Raw genomic sequence first — 18,895 nt, forward strand, 5'->3', positions numbered from 1 at the left:
AATGTCTTTTTATTCATTTCCCAACACCCATACATTTTTAGGCCATACGCTTTCTGTAATTCAAAATAGCTAATCCATTGAATCCAATGGCAAAAGCTATCAGCACATAAAAATCGTTTTTGAGGTCTGAGAAGACACTTCCTTTGATGTAAATGGCTCTCACAATTTTGATTAAATATGCTGGCGGATTGAAGTAGGTTAATATCTGTGACCAGCGAGGCATACCTTCGATAGGCGTGTAAAGTCCACCTAATAGGATGAAAACCATCATAGCAAAAAAGGCAAAAAGCGTAGCCTGTTGTTGCGTATCTGAAAACGTACTGATCAAAAGTCCAATGCCCAGCACGCCAAATAAATACACGGCTGAAAATGCATAAATCGTCAAAAAAGAACCTACTGGCAAAATCCTGAAAATCACAAAAGCGACAACTATACCCATCGTTATGGAAACCATTCCAAGCACCCAAAAAGGAATCAATTTCCCTAAAATAAACTCATGTTTTTTCAATGGGGTAACGTTGAGCTGCTCTATTGTTCCGATTTCTTTTTCTGCCACAATATTCAAGGCAGTCATAAATGCCCCTACCATAGTAACCAAAACCACCAAAATGCCTGGAACCATAAAGAGTGGATATTTAGAGTGGGGATTGTACCAGTTGGCAGTGGTCACCTCAATTTGAGGAATTTCAGAATTTCGAGGCATAACCAGCCATTCTTCCCGAATTTCCCTGTTAAAATCACCCACTACCTGAGCCAAATAAGTACTTCCCAAACCTCCACGAATGCCATTCACGGCATCAGCTGCGAGATGAAGCTTAGCACTGTTTTCTTTTATCAAAGTCTTTTCAAAACCCCTTGGAATGGTCAGTATCAAATCCGTTTTTCCATCTCCAACGGTTTCAAGAGATTTTCTGTAAGATGGTGAGTATTCAACCAATTTAAAGTAAGAAGAGGCATCTATTTTCTGAATCAAACGCTTAGAATACGGCGAATGGTCGAGATCCACCACACTCACCATAATGTTTTTAACTTCATAATCTGCAGCCAAAGGCAAAAGAATAAGCTGTAAAATAGGCATGATGATGATCATTCTCAAAATCGTAGGATTCCGGAATATTTGCTTAAACTCTTTTTGAAGCAGAAAAAGTAATTTATTCATATTGTATGTTTATTAAATCTTAAGCTTCCAAATTAATTTTAAATTTCTTGATGGCTATGGTCAAGAAAAACACCGTCATTCCTGCTAAAATCAGCGTTTGTTTTAACACATATTCAAAAGCCAATCCCTTTACCATAATGGCCTTCACTATACTGTAATACCACTTGGTGGGTATTAAATTGCTCATGACCTGCAGCGGCAGCGGCATATTTTCAATTGGAAACATGAAACCACTAAAAATCAAAGAAGGCATCAGCAATGCCACCAACGAAATAAACATGGCCACTTGTTGCGAATTCACGTTGACCGATATCAACAAACCCAATGAAAGCGTGGTAATAATAAACAATAAACTCTCTGCTAAAAGCAATACCAAACTGCCTTGAATAGGCATGTCGAGGATATAAACAGCCATCAATAAAATGAGAATAATATCCAGAAAACACAAAACCATGTATGGAACAGCCTTGCTGACAAGCACCATGATGGGTTTCATGGGCGATACCAGCAGAATTTCCATGGTGCCCATTTCTTTTTCCTTTACAATAGAAACAGAGGTCATCATAGCCCCCAAGAGCATCATGATGAGCGTCATCACGCCGGGCACAAAATTATACGAACTCTTCAATTGTGGATTATAGAGCATCCTGGTCTCCATTTCTATCGTATAAGGCAATTTTTTGTTCTCATTTAACTCATTTTGATAGTCCCTGATAATAGCTGACGCATAATTTATGGTGATGTTGGCCGTATTGGGGTCAGAGGCATCAGCCACTAATCTTAACTGAGTTTTTTTGTCTTTTGACAAATCATTTTCGAAGTTTTGAGGAAAAATGAGTACCAATCTTACCTCTCCTTTTCTAAAAACCCCTTCAATCTCATTTTCTGAATGCAGGTATTTGTTCACCGTAAAATATTGGCTTTGGTCTATCCTGTCCACCAGTATTTTGCTGGCTGCGTCTTTCGAGAAATCCAAAATGGCAATATTAGAATTCTTGACTTCACTCGTCAAGGCGAAGCCAAATAAAAGCATCATCACAATCGGAAGTCCAATCAAGATAATTAGACTTCGTTTGTCGCGTATTACATGCCAAAACTCCTTTTTTACAAAGGCAAAAAATACTTTCATGTTTTTTAAATTTTACCGCCAGCTCGCTAAGACGCCAGACATTCCGCTTTTTTTAGAATCCACTTTGTGAATTTTGTGCCTTCTTTGTGTCTTTTGTGTTAAAGCCGTTCTTTATTTTTACCGCTAGGTCGCAATAAAGCTTAGCTACAATTTATCCCTCACTCAGACCGTTTTGCCCCTCGAGCTAATTGCAAAAACACGCCATCCATATTCTCCACACCAAACTGCTTTTTTAAATCAGACGGTTTTCCCATAGCTGCAATTGCACCATCCACCATTATAGAAACTCGGTCGCAGTACTCGGCCTCGTCCATATAATGTGTCGTCACAAAAACGGTGATTCCTTTTGCAGAAGCTTCATAAATCATATCCCAAAATTGCCTACGGGTAATTGGATCCACCCCACCAGTGGGTTCATCTAGAAAAACCACCTTGGGATTGTGCAAAATAGCCACCGAGAACGATATTTTCTGTTTCCATCCCAATGGCAATGAGCCGACAAGTTTATCTGCTTCCAGCCCTAGCCCTAATCTTCGAATCAACTCTTCCGACTTGATTTTCAAACTCTTGCGATCTATTCCATATATTCCTCCGAAAAACGTAATATTCTCTCTTACAGTTAGATTTTCGTAAAGGGAAAATTTCTGACTCATGTAGCCGATGTTCTCTTTTATCTGCTCATTCTCTTTGTAAACATCAAATCCCGCAACGCTCGCCACACCCGAAGTTGGACTTAAAAGTCCGCAAAGAATTTTCATGGCAGTCGTTTTACCTGCACCATTGGCACCCAAAAAACCAAAAATTTCACCTGCTTTCACATCAAAAGAGATGTTGTTAACCGCCACGAAATCGCCAAATTTTCTGGTTAAGTTCTCAGTATGTATGACTACTTCTGACATCATTGAGCGTTTTCGGATTCTAACATGAGCTTAATAAAGGTATCTTCTATGTTGGGTTCTATTGGTTTTATTTCTAACCCTTTGTGCTTTTTGTCTGCTAAATATTTGCTTAAAAAATCTACTTTTTCCCTACCCGATTTCAACACCACGTGGTTTTCTTCCCCAAAAGCAAAACAGGTGAGCGTATCTTCATAAGCTCGGATGTCATTCAAAAGTCGGAACCGCTCCTCCCCTTTTACTGCCAAAAGCAACTGTGTATTTTTTGAAATGATATTTTGCAAAGTATCAATATCCAAGATTTTACCTTTTTGAATTAAAGCAATTCTATCACAACGGCTGGCCTCGTCCATGTAGGGCGTCGAAACCAAAATCGTGATTCCTCGGGTTTTTAACCTGTCCAACATATCCCAAAATTCTTTTCTCGAAACGGGATCTACGCCTGTGGTGGGTTCGTCCAAAAAAAGCACATTGGGCTGATGAATCAAAGCACAACACAAAGCGAGTTTTTGTTTCATTCCGCCTGAAAGTTTACCCGCAAGTCGCTTTTTGAAAGGCTCTATCTGCACATAAATGTCTTCTATCAAATGAAAATTCTCCTCTACGGTAGTATTGAAAACCGTGGCGAAGAAATTCAGGTTTTCTTCTATACTTAAATCCTGATAAAGAGAAAATTTACCCGGCATATAACCCACTATTTTTCTAATATCCCAAAGATTGTTGACCACATCTAACCCTGCCACCGTTGCCTGCCCTTGGTCGGCCACCAACAAAGTGGTCAGAATCCTGAAAAGCGTGGTTTTACCTGCACCGTCAGGTCCGATAAGCCCGAAAAGTTCTCCTGATTTCACCTCCAGACTGATGTTGTCCAGTGCCAAAACCTTTCCCTTTTCATAGGTTTTTGTGATATTTTTTACTGAAATACTCGACATATCAAGGCAATTTCACTTCGCCATACATTCCTATTTTCAAGAATCCATCGTTTTTCACCTTTATTTTGGTGGCATATACCAAGTTGGCCCTTTCGTCTTTGGTTTGGATGGTTTTAGGCGTAAACTCCGCTTTGGTCGCTATCCATTCCACCACACCACTGAGTTCTTTGTACTCGTCCTTTCCTTTATCTACAAATACCTTCACGGTCTGATTGGTTTTTATTTTGGCCAACTGATCGCCTGTGATATAGGCTCGCAAAATCATGTTTTCCATGTCTGCTATTTTATACAAAGGCTTGCCCATGGCCGTTACTTCGTTGGCCTCAGCAAATTTCACCAAGACCGTTCCTGGGGATGAGTTTACGATGCTGCATCTTTTGATTTGGTCTTCAATCTGAGCCACACGCTCTATCAAAGGTTTTTTCTCGCTCAAAATCCCACGATTCTGAATACCCACTTGGGCTTCCTGTGATTTTATTTGTTGTCTCAACACCCCAACGTTTGTCTCCATGGCAGATATCTGTTTTTTCAAAACTTCATATTGCCCAGTCAAATCATCCAGTTGTTTGGTGGGAATGGCATCCGCTTTTACCAAATTTTGCAAACGTGTTTTCTCTTTTTCCAGATTCTTCAATTGCTCCTTTTGGGCCGCTATTTGGGCCACTTGGGCATTGATTTGCTCTTTCAAAATCTGCGTTTGGGGCGAAGCGTCGTTTCTCTTTTCAGAGAGAGCATTCATACTCGCCTCCACTTGGGCTTTTTGTAAACCCAAATTCTGACAATCGATGGTACCTACTAACTGATTGGCTGTAAGCACCGAGCCTTCTTCAATATTGAAAGTCAGTATTTTACCATTGCTTTCTGATGAAACAATGGTTTCGGTGGCCTCGAACACACCCGTAGCGTCAAAAGCCTGATCGCCTGATTTACAGGCAGATGTAAGCGATAAGACTAAAATGGAGAAGAATAATTTTTTCATTTTTTTTATCTATTTTAAAATATTTTTGTTCGATTCGGCACTTCGGCACTTCGGCTTCGCTCAGTGACCGAAGGTCGGTGGCCGTAGCTCAGTGACCGAAGCTCAGTGACCGAAGCTCAGTGACCGTAGCTCAGTGACCGAAGCTCAGTGACCGTAGCTCAGTGACCAAAGGTCAGTGGCTGAAGCTCAGTGGCCTAAGGTCGGTGGCTGAAGTTTGGTGAACCAGACTCAGTAAACGAATGTCAGTATGTCATATTCAGCGACCAAAACTGATAACCTTTCCCTCATTAACCAATTGCCAAATTGTCAAATTAGCACATTTCCTTTTGCCTCAATGCCTCCCCAAAAACCCTCACTTCAAATTTCCCGAAATAATTTTCAAGTTAAACTTCGCTTGAAGCAACTGCACCTCATGCAAAATGCTGTTTTGTTTCGCAATATCTTCATTGGTCAGTTCGGTCAGAAAGTCGGAGGCTGTTATAATGCCATTATCTAGCTGAGCTTCCGCCGTTTGTTTGATTTGTTTTCTTATTTCCAAAATCTTGGCATCCGTCGAAACCATGCTTTCTAGCCTTTCAATTTCTTGATTTTGATTGCTTAATTTTATTTTTGTTGCCAATATAAAAGACTCTTTTTGGGTATCTATTTTCTGTTGAGAAATCTTTATCTGCTGAATTTCATTACTTTGCGAACCGCTGTACAAAAAACTCAAAGGCACTTTGAAATTCACTCCGCCGATGAAATAAGTCCCAAACGAATTGGCCAAAAAATTCAAACCCGGCTTTCCATAGCCGCCAGTTGCAAAGGCCGAGATTTTTGGCAAATTTTTGGCTTTTACCATTTCCTGATTGATATCCAAGACACTTTTCTGGCTGTCCAAAAGCAATAATTCAGGCCTAGAAATATCCTGAGATGACGTAGAAATAACACTTGGAAGCTCAAAAACAGTAGTTTCGTCAAAAGTCTTTCCCGTTAACAATCCCAAAGCCTCCAGCGAACTCTTCCTTCTTTTTTGGGCATCGGTGAGCAATTGGTTCACTTCCAAAAGCTTGGCATCTAGGGCCAACAGATTCGATTTTATGGCGGTGCCATTGCTGATGGCCGCCCGCATTTTCTCTGATTTCGACTCTAAGTCTTTTCTCAGAATCTGGGCATTTTCTATTTGTTTTTCTGCAAACAAAATCCCGAAATAAAGGCCGCTCACTTGCTCTTTTATTTGGTATAAATCCGTCACCAGTTTTTGCTCCTCGGCTTTGGCATTGGCCACTGCCACTTCTTTTTGTTTGGACAACACTCCTCCATCCCAGATATTCTGTACCACATCCAATGTAGCCCTATACTGGTCCTTAGGAGGGGGAGAAATAGACACATTGGGTAAAGAAATAGGCAAGCTGGTTACCTCCGACTGCCAAGAGGCCTGACCACCTAAACTACTCTGAGGCAAATAGTTAGAATTTAGCAATCGCACTTGCAAATCGGCCGTTTGACGAATCAGGGGCAGATTGGTAGCAGTTGGATGATTGCTTTCGGATAAATCTAGGCATTGTTCCAGCGTAATTTTAGACTGAGCAAATCCAAAATTTACAACACAAAAAAGCAATACCATGAGCGAAAATTTACGCATGATTTGTAGGTATTAAAATAAGTCTGACATAATTCTTGAGTTCTTCTATTCTTTGTTGCATGAGCATCTGAAACTGCTCGTCGTTGATTCCGATGAGTTTTTTCATGGCAGGCCGCGTCAGAAAAGGAAATACACTCATACCCATTACACTGATAGCAAACTGAAATGGATTCACCTCTCTGATTTTGCCCGACTGGAGGTCACTAAAAAAACTTTCGAAGAAAATCTCTTTGATAAAACCAAAGGGCAGTTTATCGATAAAATGTTTGTCGTCTTTTCTGTTGATGGTAGAAATGACAAAAAAAGGCATAAATGGGTATTTGATGAGGATTTCGTAATACTGTTCAATAAAAAAACAAACCTTATCTGTAAAGCCCTCGTAGGATTTCATTTGCTCGCTAATGGTCGGGAATACCACTTTTACTTTTTCTTCGAAAATCTTCTCAAAGAGCATATCTTTCGACCTGAAATAATAGTGCAACATGGCCTTATTGATTTCGGCCCTGTCGGCAATCTCTTGCATACGAGCCCCATCATATCCTTGCTCTATAAAAACCTCCTCGGCAGCCTTAATAATTTTCTCTTCCGTAGTCACTATCCAAATAGTTTAACTAAATGATTTAACCAAATGGTTAATTTTTGAACAAATGTAAATGATGATTTTAATTTTCCTAAATAAAATTGAGTTAATTTTTAAAAAACAAGTATTTTCAAGAATAACATTAGCTTGACTTGTCATATAACTACAAAGGCAAAATACAAATCCTTTTTACATACTTTGCGTCACCTCGCCGGTGGGGCCCTACTTTTTTTCGAAAAAAAGTAGGCAAAAAAACACTCATAAAACAATGATCCTCTCTATAAATTTGAATTTAAATACCTCGTAATAATTCATATTTCCGTGTTTCAAATTTTTAGAACGGACTGTTTTATGATTTTAAGGAACATTATTTTTCATTAATTTCATTCGGAACCTATCTCAATATTTTAAATAAAATCAAATTGTTCCTAATAATTTCTGAACAGTCCGTTGTGAAATTTTGATTGGACAATGATAAGAGTTTAGTTAAATGCCAAATTCAAAATTTCGCAGAGGATCATTCCGGGCCGCCGGTGCGGTTCAGAAAATGTTTTTTTTGTTACTTTTTTTTCGAACGGTGCGACGACTCGCAAAAAAGTAAGCCCGCCTGGCAAGGCACGAAAGAGAATTAAAAACGGCAATGCTTATTAAGTTCTAAAGAAACCCTCAAACCACATGTACATTCTACTCAATCCCTCAAGTATTTACACCTGATTTACAAGTACTTAATTGCAATTACAAGAAAACCATTTTATCTTCAAAACAAAAAAGCAATGAATATAAAAGACTTCACCGAAGACCCGGAAGTACTGGAATTGATAGCCAAAATAAAGACCAAAAACCCAAAAGTATCCGATACGCTGGACGTCCAAGGCAACCAATATGTAGACATCGTAATGGAAGGCGGCGGCGTGTTGGGCATTGCTTTGGTGGGCTATACTTATGCTTTGGAGCAAGCCAAAATCAAATTCTGCAGCCTAGCTGGCACTTCGGCTGGAGCTATAAATGCCATGATGCTGGCCAGCGTGAAACCCACAAAATACAATACCATCTCCGAAGAATTGATCGACATCATCAGCAACAAAAACTTCTTTGACTTTGTGGATGGCGAGCCTTATGTAAAGAAAATCATCAAAGACGTACTGAGCGAACAACCCATGATATGGGTAGGCATAAAAAACCTTTTTAACATAGGTAAACTCATCAGACTCATTAAAGAAGAACTGGGCCTAAACGAAGGCAAAAACTTTGAAGATTGGGTAAAGAACATCTTGGAAACCCACCAAATAAACACCACCAGCGACTTACAAAACCATAGAAATACGGTAGCCAGTCAATTGAAACTCAAAGAAGGCGTTACCGGAAATACCGTCTTCACTTCCAAAATAGCTATCATAGCATCTGATGTGACTACCCAAACCAAAGTTGAATTTCCGCTACACAAAGAGTTGTATTTTAAGAATTCCGACGAGGTTTCACCCTCCAAATATGTGCGGGCCACGATGTCTATCCCGCTGTTTTTCAAGCCTTTCACCGTTCAGAATCTACCCACCAACCAAGAAACCTTGTGGAAAGACACCGTAGGTTATGAAGGTGAAATACCCAAGAAAATCAATTTTGTGGATGGCGGCACGCTGTCCAACTTCCCCATCAATGTATTTCACCTGAGTGCGGGTGTGCCACGCAAACCTACCTTTGGTGTAAGGCTGGGCAAAGACCGCCAAAAATTCAACAGCATAAAAACCTTCCTGAAGTATTTCTTTGCGATATTTAACACCATGCGATACCTCCACGACTACGATTTCCTACTCAAAAACCGCGACTACAAACACCTCATAGGCATGATAGACACCGACGGGCACAATTGGCTCAACTTCGACATCACCGACGAAGAAAAACTCGACCTCTTCAAAAGAGGCGTTCGTGCCGCCGCCGATTTCTTGGATAAATTTGATTGGGAGGGGTATAAGAAATTGAGGGGGACGATGGGGTGAGGTTTATTATCAATTTGACATTGGAAAAAGCTTTTTTTACATCGTTTTGAATCCTACTAAAACGGGATTACTTTTGATAACAATTAAAATCCATTGTATCTAAACAAATAAATTTAGAGATTTCAACAAATAAGCAAAGTATTTAATTAGAATATTCAGATTTCCGTATTTATTGGACAGTCAATTCCACTCAATGCCTACTTAAGTAATTTAAAATTAACACGTTACGTTTTTTGTCCATTCAGACTCTCCCATTACGGGACTCTGAACTTCTCTTAAATGCCAAACTCATTCCCAAAATCGAACCGCAAAATCGAAATGTCATTAAAGAATTCCAAAATACCCAGCAGCGACATTCCCACTTCCTAAGATTAATTAGACATAACGTTAACCATAATTAGGACACGGATGCACTTTGGCAATAATATCTAATTAACGATATAGGCTTAAATTGAGGAATAAGAGTGTAAATGAACCTTGTTCTATGGTATGTAAGTATCTATTCGGACTTTGAATTAGCTCGTATTGATATTGCAATGACTTCAAATAAATACTTAACTTAACATTGTGGTCGCTTTATTGCTTCTTACTAATTTTAGAAACAAAACTTGAAATAATATTTAGCTTTTTTACTATATTCGACTCTTGGAATACTATCTCCGACATAAAGCATGGGCTTCTTTATTAGTAGAAAGTCTTTAATAACAAAACAATGAAATTTGATCTAAACAAACTCACAAACCTTCAGTTGATTGTTATATTATTGGTAATAATTGTAATTATTCCGCCATTATTAAAAAATGTTGTTACTGGTTCATGGTTTGACTATACAGATTCTGGAGAAATTGGAGATACATTAGGTGGAATTACAGCACCATTTATTAATGGGTTGGCAGCTTTATTAGTATTTATAACTTTTAAAGAACAGGTTAAGGCTAATAAACTTATACAACAACAACAATACTTTCAGCATATCCATGAACAAATCAACCGTCTTGAAGATGATTTTCTCAACATTTCTGATATTACTAGAAAGCTCGATAACGAAATACTTACTACCATTTTTGATGCATCGAGACGGATTGGCAGTTCTGAACCCTTCGATCTAGCTCTAAATGAAAGTAGTCTAAACAAAATTATGTATTCAACAACAGTTTTTAATCAAGCACTTTTAATGATTGCCAGAGTTGACAATAATCAAGATTTCCTTCAAGGCAGGTTGAAGTTGCTTTTTAAGATAATATATAAGGAGAACTATTCCGAGTTAGTTAGAGTATTCAATAAAGCTTTAATACAAAATTGTGATCAAAAGGAATACATTGGCCAAATAGTAACGGAAATGAAAAAGTTAAATAACAAATTTGCCGAATAACAACCAGTTATCCATCCGTTTAGAGTCTCCATTTACGAGACTCTGAACTTCACCCTAGTGCCAGTCACATTTCCAAAAGAAAATTATGATACCCGAAAAAATACAAGCTCTTTTTGATTTTATTGACTATTTAGACGAAAGAAAAACCGAACTTATTAACAAGTATCTTCCTCTTTGTTCCGAGCTGAGTAAACTGAACATTGAAAGGTCCAAATTAAACCCTCGTAGTAATTACATCGACAAACAGAAATATGACGAAATACAAAAGATAATTGAGGAAAAATTCCAACCGATTACCCAAGATATTTACACTCCTGTAATAACTAGGCTAAAGGAACTTAAAATATGGTCGGGAGATGATGTTTTTGCAAGTATTTGGAATAATAATTATTCTTCGATTCAAGAGTTCAAAGAAAAATTTGAATCAGAAGACCTTCCAGAAGTGTTTAAATATAAACAGAAATATTTGCTTTTCAGAAAAGAAACCAACAGTAATTTTCTTTGTTTGCAATTTGTTTTTGACAATTTAGATGAAATCAATAAGGAACTTTTCGATTTCTTTAAAGACACTTGTGAAAATGAATTTGAGAGTTTTGAAACCAAAACAGTTGAAGTTAAGAGCATGTCAGAAATCTTAAAGGGATTTATTAGTAACGAAGAAAAAAATGTAAAATATTCTATACCACATGAAAGCCTTTTTGATTACCAAAATGTAAAACAATATTTACCTCAACAGCCTACAATAAAAAATGAAATATTTATGGGACATAAGATTCAAGTTGGTGACATAACCAATAATTCTGGACAAATAATTATTGGTAAGGATATAAAGATTTCTGACTCTCTAAATGGTAAAAGTGAGATAGCAGATAAAATATCTGAATTGATTGAACTCATCTGGAAAGAACAGAATATAGGGTTAAATCAAAAACAGACTCTTATTACAAATTTTGATAAAGTTAAAGAGGAGCTTTTTGAAGAACAGCCGTCAAAGTCTAAAATTCATAAGTGGCTTACTAATATTAAAGAGGGGTTAGAAAAACTAGTTCTAAGTCATGAAGTAATCCAAGCAATAGACTGGCTTTACAGGAACTTCAATTTTATCCTTTCATAATCAGCAATTAAAAGACATGCAATTATAGCAAACAAAAAGAATTTCGTCCGTCCAGAGTCTACCTTTAACGAACTCTGAACTTCACGCAAATTCGAAAGAATATACTATTAATACCACGCAGAGTCCCTGACAGAGACTCTGCTGCAACATGAATTAAAAACAAAAACTAATTGAAACTAGACATTTTTCAGAAAATAGTAATTGGAATAGGCACAATTTTTTTGCTTTACATTCTTATGTCTGCACTTTTAAAAAACAGAGTTTCCAATGGTACACTTGAATATGTAAGTGGACAAATAGAGAGCTTCGAACGTTTTAAATTGAAAAATAAGTGGAGCATCTCTTACGACATAAGACTTAAAAACAATTCTAGTGAGTTCAAAATCAAGCCTGAATATTCAGATTGTCTTAATTATCCACAAATTGAGCTCAAAAAATTAATTGGTAAACAAGTTACTCTTGGCATCGATACTGACAAAGGGCTTAAATCAAACGATTTGAAAGATGTAGTTTCCTTAAAGTTTGGAGAAAAAGAATACATCGGCTTCGATTGTGTCAATGCCAAGATTGAAAGTGACAAAATGGAAATTCCGTTAGCTATGATTGGGGGAGTAGTCTTATTTTTTCTGATTAACTGGGCGAATAAACGATTAAATAAAAAATAAATGTGTAAAACATCACTTTTTAGTCCGTTTAGTGCCCCCCTTTAGTGGACTCTCAACTACACTCTGCTACTTTTAAGAGAAATGTAATGGTTCAATATATAACTGACCATCAAATACTCCCCTATGGTATTGATTATCCTAATATAAAGATAAGTGAGTTCATAATACCGAACTTCTGGTGGCGAGATATAGTATAGATCTGACACAAAAACACCTATCAATCCAATTGAAAAAAGTAGGGTAGTTTTAGGGAATTTAACCAAAAGTCCAACCATTAAAAAAGATATCAGAACTAACCAATAAAAATAAAAGGACCACATAATGGGCCTTGGATAAGCATGTAATAAAAACAGAAAATACAAGCCTGCAATTAAACCTAGTGCCAACAGGAAAGCATTAGTTTTTGAAATATTAGTGATTCTAACCAAACCAATATGCACAAAAATACCTATTATTATTAGCCTTAAAACTGGTTGGATATAGGAATAAATCACTTCAAATTTTTTCTCATCGGTGATTACGATAGAAGACATACCCATAATAAAAAGAGAACCATAAACGAAGCCTAACCAAAACAATGGCCAAATTGGATTTTTGATAAACTTAATTGTAACATAAACATACAATAAGAAATAGTCAAATTGGAATAAGAAAAGACTCAAAAGCTTGTCTTCATAGGCTTGGTAATCTGAAGGCTCTATCTTTTCTAAAAAGAAAAAATTAGCAATCAAAATCATAAAAAAGAACATAAATGCGAATCTATTGCTCATTGCATTCCCTTTTTGATTAGCAAGTCAAGAGTCTCACTATAGAGAACTCTTAATCTCGATGTGCTTAGTCTGAATACTAAGCACAGCATCTTTCAAATCACTCATCCACCGCCGCAAAAACCATTTGTCTGAAAAGCGTGGAAGTTCTGTCCTCCCCGATTCTTTGCGTTTGTTTCATCAATACGCCTATGATTTTGGAATTCGGGTCGGCAAAGTAGGCGGTGTTGAAATATCCACCCCAATCGAAGGTGCCTTCTGAGCCGCTTCCGCCTTTGCCTTCACCTTTGGCTTTAACTAAACCAAAAGCTAAACCGTGGCCGGTGGCACTTTTGTCGCCACCCCAAATATCGCCCAATTGGTCAGCCATGATGGCTTTTATGGTGGTTTTGCTCAAAAAACGCTTACCATTGTAGTCACCTCCATTTACATACATTTGCAAAAACGTGGCGTAATCTTTGGCCGTAGAAGAAAGACCTGCTCCACCGCTGTAGAAAGTTTTGGCACCTTTGGCCGGATAATCTACATCATAAAAAGTATCCGTAAAATGAACCCACTTGTTATCTTTTTTGGTGTGTACTTTCACCAATCTGTCAGACTTGGCGGATGGCAAATAGAAATAAGTATCACTCATACCCATCGGTTCAAACAAATTCTTTTGCAAAAACTCATCGAAAGTCTGTCCCGAAACCACTTCTATCAAATATCCCAAAACATCTAATCCTTCACTGTAAATAAATTTCTCACCTGGATTGGCGTGTAGAGGAAGCTTAGCCAATTTCTTGATATTATCCCCGATTTTAACTGGATTAGTGGTGAAAAGATCCACGATGCCAGCCTTTTTGTAAATGGCCTTCATTTTTTCGTCGCCATCTATTACGCCATAACCTAGGCCTGAAGTGTGCATAAGCAAATGGCGGATAGTAATTTCTTTATCAGCAGGTTTGGTGGAGTAGGTAGAATCCGCCATTTTGAATCTATCCAAAACCACTGGATTCTTAAATTCAGGAATATATCTAGAAATGGGATCGTCCAAGGTGAATTTTCCTTGTTCCCAAAGCATCATGATGGCTGTGGAAGTGATGGCCTTCGACATAGAGGCAATTCTAAAAATATGGTCATTTTTCATCACCACTTTGTTGGGCACATCGGCATATCCAAAGGCTTTTTGATAAACTATTTTGCCATCTTTTATAATCAAAGCAGTGGCTCCAGGAATGGTTTCATTCTTGATGGCTTCTGCCAACATATCTTCAATTCGCTTGATTCTTTCTGAAGACATTCCAGCACTTTCTGGAGCGGAGTCTTTAAGCGGAGCACTGATTTTGAGCGATTTGGTCTGAGCAAAGGAATGAAATGCTACAAATAAAAGAAGAAGAAGTTTTTTCATGATTCTGAGGTTGAATTTTAGAATATTAATGGTCTAAATGTAAAGATAATTTTAAAAAGAATAATTCTAGGCCTATTTTTGCAAAAAATATAACAGATGAAGAAAGTCCTTTTTATAGACCGCGACGGTACCATAATCGTTGAACCTCCCATAGATTTCCAAATAGATTCTCTAGAAAAACTTGAGTTTTTACCAAAAGTAATCTCCAATCTTAGAAAAATATCTGAAGAAACCGATTTTGAGTTGGCCATGGTGACCAATCAAGACGGCCTTGGAACAGATTCTTTCCCCGAAGAAACTTTTTGGCCGGCACACCAGAAAATGATGAATCTATTGGAAGGCGAAAACATCCTATTCGACGAGGTCTTTATAGACAGAACTTTCGAACACGAAAACGCCCCAACCAGAAAACCAAGAACCGGACTTTTGACCAAATATTTCGAAGGTGCGTACGATTTGACCAATTCTTATGTTTTGGGCGATAGGCTTACGGATATGCAATTGGCTGTAAATCTAGGTGGAAAAGGAATCTTTATTGGAGAAACTTTGCCCGAAACTGCCACCGAAGAACAGAAAAATGCTACGGCATTGGTCACCAAAGATTGGGACAAAATATATGAATTCTTGAAACTTCCTGAGCGTGTAGCCGAGGTTAAAAGAACTACTAAGGAGACCGACATTTACGTAAAATTGAATCTGGACGGAAAAGGAAAATCGCACATAGAAACCGGTTTGGGCTTTTTTGACCACATGTTGGACCAGCTCGCCAAACATTCAGGTGCCGATTTGACCATCACTGTAAAAGGAGACTTACACATAGACGAACACCATACCATAGAAGACACTGCCTTGGCATTGGGAGAAGCCTATTTGGTAGCTTTGGGCGACAAAAGAGGTATCAACCGATATGGATTCCTTTTGCCTATGGACGAATGTCTTTCACAGGTAGCCATTGACTTTTCAGGAAGACCATGGTTGGTATGGGATGCGAGCTTTAAACGAGAAAAAATTGGTGAAATGCCAACGGAGATGTTCATGCATTTCTTCAAAAGCTTCTCCGATACCTCAAAATGTAATCTAAACATCAAATGTGAGGGGGATAATGAGCACCATAAAATCGAATCCATTTTTAAAGCTTGGGCAAAAGCCATAAAAATGGCCGTTCAAAGAAATATCAAAGATTTGGACGCTATGCCAAGTACAAAAGGTACTTTGTGAGTAAAGCAATTAGAAAAATAATTTAAGGAAATTTGATAGTTTGGTTCGATTTTTCTGATTTTGGCCAAAAAAACCTTATTTTGCAAAATATTTAAGTAGCTTTTCAGTTAATAACGCAAAAAATAAATTAGACCCATCAAAATATGCTTTTAGACCTCATTCTTCAAGTACCTGCCGCTACAGACTCAACCGCCGCAGTAGCAGGAGTTCAAAGTATCAATTATCTCTCGTTGTTGTTTAAAGGTGGTATCGTTATTTACCCCATCATGGCCTTACTTTTGGTCACGCTGTTTTTGGCAGCAGAACGATATTTGTTTATCAAAGATGCTTCAAAAATCGACATGGGCTTTCTTAGATCACTGAAAGACAATATTTTGAGAGGTGATATACGTACAGCTTCATCACTCTGCAAGGGTACCAATAAGCCTATTTCTAGAATTCTGGAGAAAGGAATTGCAAGAGTTGGAAAACCTGTAAAAGACATTGAAAGTGCTATGGAAATACAGTCCAATTTAGAGATTTCTAAAATGGAAAAGAACATGGGTTACCTCGGTTTGATAGCTGGTGTGGCTCCAACCTTGGGTTTTGTGGGAACTATTTCAGGTATCATTCGTATATTTTATGAGATATCTGTTACTGGAAATTTCTCTATAGAAACCATTTCAAATGGTCTTTATGAAAAAATGATTTCAAGTTTCTCAGGTCTAGTGGTGGGTCTTTTGGCTTACTCTTTCTACCATGGTATAAACATGATGATTGATAAATTCAGCATCAATCTACAAGCGACGGTTATGGACTTTTTTGATACATTAAATGAGCCAATTCGCTAATGAAATTTAAAAGACAAAGACGTTTTGAGGCCGAGGTTCAGACTTCTTCCTTGAACGATATCATGTTTTTCTTGCTTTTGTTTTTCTTGATTGTGTCAACACTCGGAAGCCCGAACGTTATAAAATTGATGTTGCCAAAGTCTGACAAATCAACGCATGACGTTAGTAAGCAACCTATTACCTTATCTATCACCGAAGACAAGCAGTATTTTATAGATAAAAAGCCGATTCCTTTTCCACAATTGGAAGCATCTTTGGTAGAAGCCACCACTGGAATGGAAGAACCAACGGTGATATTAAGAGCCGAGCAAAATCTGACAATTCAGGATTTGGTAGATGTAATGGCCATAGGTGCAAGAATAAAAATCAGAATGGTCTTAGCCACAGAATTGTCAAAATAATAAGCCAAAATATCCTTTGTGAACCTTTGTGCCTTCTTCGTATAACTTTGTGTAACAACAAAGTTCCTAAATAATATCTCAAGATAAAAAATGAAAAAAGTAGCTTTCTTCCCCGGTTCGTTTGACCCTTTCACCAAAGGTCACGCAGATATTGTTGAAAGAGGATTAAAGCTTTTTGATGAAATCATTATCGGCATAGGTACAAACACCAATAAGAAAAGATATTTCGAAATAGACGTTATAGAGCGAGAAATCAAGGGAGCTTTTGCCAACGACCCGAGAATAATAATCGTTCATTATGATGACCTAACTGCCTCAGTAGCAAAAAAATACGGAGCTCAGTTTATTCTAAGGGGATTAAGAAACACCACAGATTTTGAATATGAAAACACCATTTCGCAGGTTAACCGCCAGTTGGCCAAAGACTTAGAAACTGTGTTTCTAATTACTGCACCAGAACTGGCTCCCATCAGCTCCACAATAGTAAGAGAGCTTCATAAATTCGGTGCGGATATTACACCATATATTCCTTACAAAATCGAGTAATTAGTTCTTGATAAAAGGAATGGACTCATTCTGAGCAATTCTCAAGATGTACTTCCCAAAAGGCAATTTTTCGATGTTTATTTTTGCATTTGATTGACTTTCGAAAATTTCTTCTTCCATCAATACTCCTCTCAAATCAAATACTTGGGCTTGAACAGTTTTATCGTGGTATTTTTCAGGAATAATTATATTGAGGACATCCGGAGAAGGATTTGGATAAATAAACAGTTGTTGGGAAATATCTTGGGGCTCAGTGGCGGTAATCAGAAATCCATCATAATTTAAAACTCCCCATCCAATTTGATTCAATATACCCAAAATTACCTGACCAGGATAATGATTAATTTCGGCAGCACCGATTTGCGGCGACATCAAAGAATTTTCTGAGCCCTTGGGATATTTGGACTCATCTAAGTGTGACAGTGTACCTCCACTGCGATATGTAGTTGGGGCGTACATTTTGGGATAATCATTTGATAAAGGTCCAGAAGAAATCTTAAAAAAAACATCTGCACTGGTGATAGCTGCTTTTAATTGTGTAGATGGATTACCAATGATGGCCGTGTTGGTCAAAACTTGGCCGTTGGATCTTTGAGAAAAAATGTCATAGATAAGCGGAAGGCCCTCTATGCCCCACTGAGCTTGGGTCTCGTTTGTACCCGCCAATTTCATAGAGGTCGTAAATCCCAATCCATGGGCAATTTCGTGAAGAATTACCGTCATTAAATCATATTTGAAGGCTTGTCGGGTTCCGTCTGTATCAAATGACCAACTGATATTTTTGTTTACTGTAATGGCAATATCAGCCTCTGTACCGTTGAGATTTACCCCCGCAATGGCCTCCGCCAGTGCTGAAGGATACCAAACATCTTTAATGGGGGCATTTGCGAAATTTTTGTACACTTTTTTTGCACCTGAGGTTGCTAAAGTGCTGCTGGTGATTCCATCCCAATTTGCTGTTATTTTTATGGCAACTTTCGTAATAAGTAAACTTTGCCATACATCCACTGCTGCTTGAAACGCCGCTTTGGCGTCATCAGGAAAATTAGAATAGGTCACATTGATCGTAGCGGTTTTTGCAGCAGATTTTAAGTTTTTGAAAGACGGTCCGAGAAAAGCTACATCTTCATTTTCTTCAGAGGCCTCGCATTCAATCACAAATCCATCTGCAGAATCTTGTGCATAACAAAACACGCTACTCAAAACCAAAATACTGAAAATTATTTTTTTCAATAGCATAAATATCTTGAAAATAATAGTTCACAAAAGTCGAACCAATACCTAATATACGGCAAAAAC

General features: G+C 37.8%; 18 protein-coding genes. 8 read left to right on the plus strand and 10 right to left on the minus strand.

From position 1 onward, the window contains the following. Positions 1-37: 37 nt before the first annotated feature. The 7 genes from EGI24_RS21635 to EGI24_RS21665 form a co-directional block, all read right to left on the minus strand. A complete protein-coding gene (locus EGI24_RS21635; protein WP_255050728.1) occupies positions 38-1,159 on the minus strand; it encodes an ABC transporter permease in 1,122 nt (373 codons plus the stop codon). Positions 1,160-1,178: 19 nt separating this feature from the next. Next, positions 1,179-2,288 (minus strand): ABC transporter permease, encoded by a 1,110-nt coding sequence (locus tag EGI24_RS21640; RefSeq protein ID WP_255050729.1) that lies wholly within the window; start codon positions 2,286-2,288, stop codon positions 1,179-1,181. A 158-nt stretch (positions 2,289-2,446) separates the two neighbouring features. Further along, positions 2,447-3,190, minus strand: coding sequence for an ABC transporter ATP-binding protein (locus tag EGI24_RS21645; protein ID WP_255050730.1), 744 nt, complete (start codon positions 3,188-3,190; stop codon positions 2,447-2,449). Further along, positions 3,187-4,116: an ABC transporter ATP-binding protein gene (locus EGI24_RS21650; RefSeq protein WP_255050731.1), complete on the minus strand. Its 930-nt coding sequence runs from the start codon at positions 4,114-4,116 to the stop codon at positions 3,187-3,189. Before EGI24_RS21650 ends, EGI24_RS21645 begins: the two co-directional genes overlap by 4 nt. 1 nt (position 4,117) lies before the next feature. After that, positions 4,118-5,095: an HlyD family secretion protein gene (locus EGI24_RS21655; RefSeq protein ID WP_255050732.1), complete on the minus strand. Its 978-nt coding sequence runs from the start codon at positions 5,093-5,095 to the stop codon at positions 4,118-4,120. 352 nt (positions 5,096-5,447) lie between these two features. Continuing rightward, entirely contained in the window at positions 5,448-6,719 is a 1,272-nt protein-coding gene (locus tag EGI24_RS21660) for a TolC family protein (RefSeq protein ID WP_255050733.1), read from the minus strand. Further along, positions 6,712-7,314: a TetR/AcrR family transcriptional regulator gene (locus tag EGI24_RS21665; RefSeq protein WP_255050734.1), complete on the minus strand. Its 603-nt coding sequence runs from the start codon at positions 7,312-7,314 to the stop codon at positions 6,712-6,714. Before EGI24_RS21665 ends, EGI24_RS21660 begins: the two co-directional genes overlap by 8 nt. Positions 7,315-8,072: 758 nt before the next feature. On the opposite strand from EGI24_RS21665, the gene EGI24_RS21670 reads away from it, so the two are divergent. From EGI24_RS21670 to EGI24_RS21685, 4 genes are all read left to right on the plus strand, one after another. Continuing rightward, complete coding sequence (locus EGI24_RS21670; RefSeq protein ID WP_255050735.1) at positions 8,073-9,293, plus strand: patatin-like phospholipase family protein; 1,221 nt, start codon at positions 8,073-8,075, stop codon at positions 9,291-9,293. A gap of 712 nt (positions 9,294-10,005) precedes the next feature. Next, positions 10,006-10,665: a hypothetical protein gene (locus EGI24_RS21675; RefSeq protein WP_255050736.1), complete on the plus strand. Its 660-nt coding sequence runs from the start codon at positions 10,006-10,008 to the stop codon at positions 10,663-10,665. A gap of 85 nt (positions 10,666-10,750) precedes the next feature. Beyond that, a complete protein-coding gene (locus EGI24_RS21680) occupies positions 10,751-11,779 on the plus strand; it encodes a hypothetical protein (RefSeq protein WP_255050737.1) in 1,029 nt (342 codons plus the stop codon). Between the two features lie 170 nt (positions 11,780-11,949). Beyond that, a complete protein-coding gene (locus EGI24_RS21685; RefSeq protein WP_255050738.1) occupies positions 11,950-12,444 on the plus strand; it encodes a hypothetical protein in 495 nt (164 codons plus the stop codon). 56 nt (positions 12,445-12,500) lie between these two features. Here EGI24_RS21685 and EGI24_RS21690 read toward each other — a convergent pair whose 3' ends face one another. Both EGI24_RS21690 and EGI24_RS21695 read right to left on the minus strand, forming a co-directional pair. Continuing rightward, positions 12,501-13,214: a hypothetical protein gene (locus EGI24_RS21690; RefSeq protein WP_255050739.1), complete on the minus strand. Its 714-nt coding sequence runs from the start codon at positions 13,212-13,214 to the stop codon at positions 12,501-12,503. A 97-nt stretch (positions 13,215-13,311) separates the two neighbouring features. Next, complete coding sequence (locus EGI24_RS21695) at positions 13,312-14,601, minus strand: serine hydrolase (protein ID WP_255050740.1); 1,290 nt, start codon at positions 14,599-14,601, stop codon at positions 13,312-13,314. A gap of 96 nt (positions 14,602-14,697) precedes the next feature. Between EGI24_RS21695 and hisB the strand changes: the two genes are divergently transcribed. The 4 genes from hisB (at position 14,698) to coaD (ending at position 17,596) form a co-directional block, all read left to right on the plus strand. After that, the gene (hisB, locus tag EGI24_RS21700; RefSeq protein WP_255050741.1) at positions 14,698-15,819 is read left to right on the plus strand and encodes a bifunctional histidinol-phosphatase/imidazoleglycerol-phosphate dehydratase HisB; all 1,122 of its coding nucleotides are present in this window, start codon (positions 14,698-14,700) and stop codon (positions 15,817-15,819) included. A 143-nt stretch (positions 15,820-15,962) separates the two neighbouring features. After that, complete coding sequence (locus EGI24_RS21705; RefSeq protein ID WP_255050742.1) at positions 15,963-16,649, plus strand: MotA/TolQ/ExbB proton channel family protein; 687 nt, start codon at positions 15,963-15,965, stop codon at positions 16,647-16,649. Further along, positions 16,649-17,050: a biopolymer transporter ExbD gene (locus EGI24_RS21710; protein WP_255050743.1), complete on the plus strand. Its 402-nt coding sequence runs from the start codon at positions 16,649-16,651 to the stop codon at positions 17,048-17,050. Before EGI24_RS21705 ends, EGI24_RS21710 begins: the two co-directional genes overlap by 1 nt. Before the next feature lie 90 nt (positions 17,051-17,140). Next, entirely contained in the window at positions 17,141-17,596 is a 456-nt protein-coding gene (coaD, locus tag EGI24_RS21715; RefSeq protein ID WP_255050744.1) for a pantetheine-phosphate adenylyltransferase, read from the plus strand. On the opposite strand, the gene EGI24_RS21720 is transcribed toward coaD, so the two are convergent. Continuing rightward, on the minus strand, positions 17,597-18,829 hold the full coding sequence (locus EGI24_RS21720; protein ID WP_255050745.1) for a T9SS type A sorting domain-containing protein: 1,233 nt from the start codon (positions 18,827-18,829) through the stop codon (positions 17,597-17,599). Positions 18,830-18,895: the final 66 nt, after the last annotated feature.

Origin of the sequence: Lacihabitans sp. CS3-21 (assembly GCF_024343675.1) — a bacterium.
Taxonomy (GTDB): Bacteria; Bacteroidota; Bacteroidia; order Cytophagales; family Spirosomataceae; genus Leadbetterella.

Bases quoted from the DNA above. Each gene is read 5' to 3' on its own strand.
- EGI24_RS21635 (WP_255050728.1), bottom strand. From the start codon at position 1,159: ATGAATAAATTACTTTTTCTGCTTCAAAAAGAGTTTAAGCAAATATTC.
- EGI24_RS21640 (WP_255050729.1), bottom strand. From the start codon at position 2,288: ATGAAAGTATTTTTTGCCTTTGTAAAAAAGGAGTTTTGGCATGTAATA.
- EGI24_RS21645 (WP_255050730.1), bottom strand. From the start codon at position 3,190: ATGATGTCAGAAGTAGTCATACATACTGAGAACTTAACCAGAAAATTT.
- EGI24_RS21650 (WP_255050731.1), bottom strand. From the start codon at position 4,116: ATGTCGAGTATTTCAGTAAAAAATATCACAAAAACCTATGAAAAGGGA.
- EGI24_RS21655 (WP_255050732.1), bottom strand. From the start codon at position 5,095: ATGAAAAAATTATTCTTCTCCATTTTAGTCTTATCGCTTACATCTGCC.
- EGI24_RS21660 (WP_255050733.1), bottom strand. From the start codon at position 6,719: ATGCGTAAATTTTCGCTCATGGTATTGCTTTTTTGTGTTGTAAATTTT.
- EGI24_RS21670 (WP_255050735.1), top strand. From the start codon at position 8,073: ATGAATATAAAAGACTTCACCGAAGACCCGGAAGTACTGGAATTGATA.
- EGI24_RS21675 (WP_255050736.1), top strand. From the start codon at position 10,006: ATGAAATTTGATCTAAACAAACTCACAAACCTTCAGTTGATTGTTATA.
- EGI24_RS21680 (WP_255050737.1), top strand. From the start codon at position 10,751: ATGATACCCGAAAAAATACAAGCTCTTTTTGATTTTATTGACTATTTA.
- EGI24_RS21690 (WP_255050739.1), bottom strand. From the start codon at position 13,214: ATGAGCAATAGATTCGCATTTATGTTCTTTTTTATGATTTTGATTGCT.
- EGI24_RS21695 (WP_255050740.1), bottom strand. From the start codon at position 14,601: ATGAAAAAACTTCTTCTTCTTTTATTTGTAGCATTTCATTCCTTTGCT.
- hisB (WP_255050741.1), top strand. From the start codon at position 14,698: ATGAAGAAAGTCCTTTTTATAGACCGCGACGGTACCATAATCGTTGAA.
- EGI24_RS21705 (WP_255050742.1), top strand. From the start codon at position 15,963: ATGCTTTTAGACCTCATTCTTCAAGTACCTGCCGCTACAGACTCAACC.
- EGI24_RS21710 (WP_255050743.1), top strand. From the start codon at position 16,649: ATGAAATTTAAAAGACAAAGACGTTTTGAGGCCGAGGTTCAGACTTCT.
- coaD (WP_255050744.1), top strand. From the start codon at position 17,141: ATGAAAAAAGTAGCTTTCTTCCCCGGTTCGTTTGACCCTTTCACCAAA.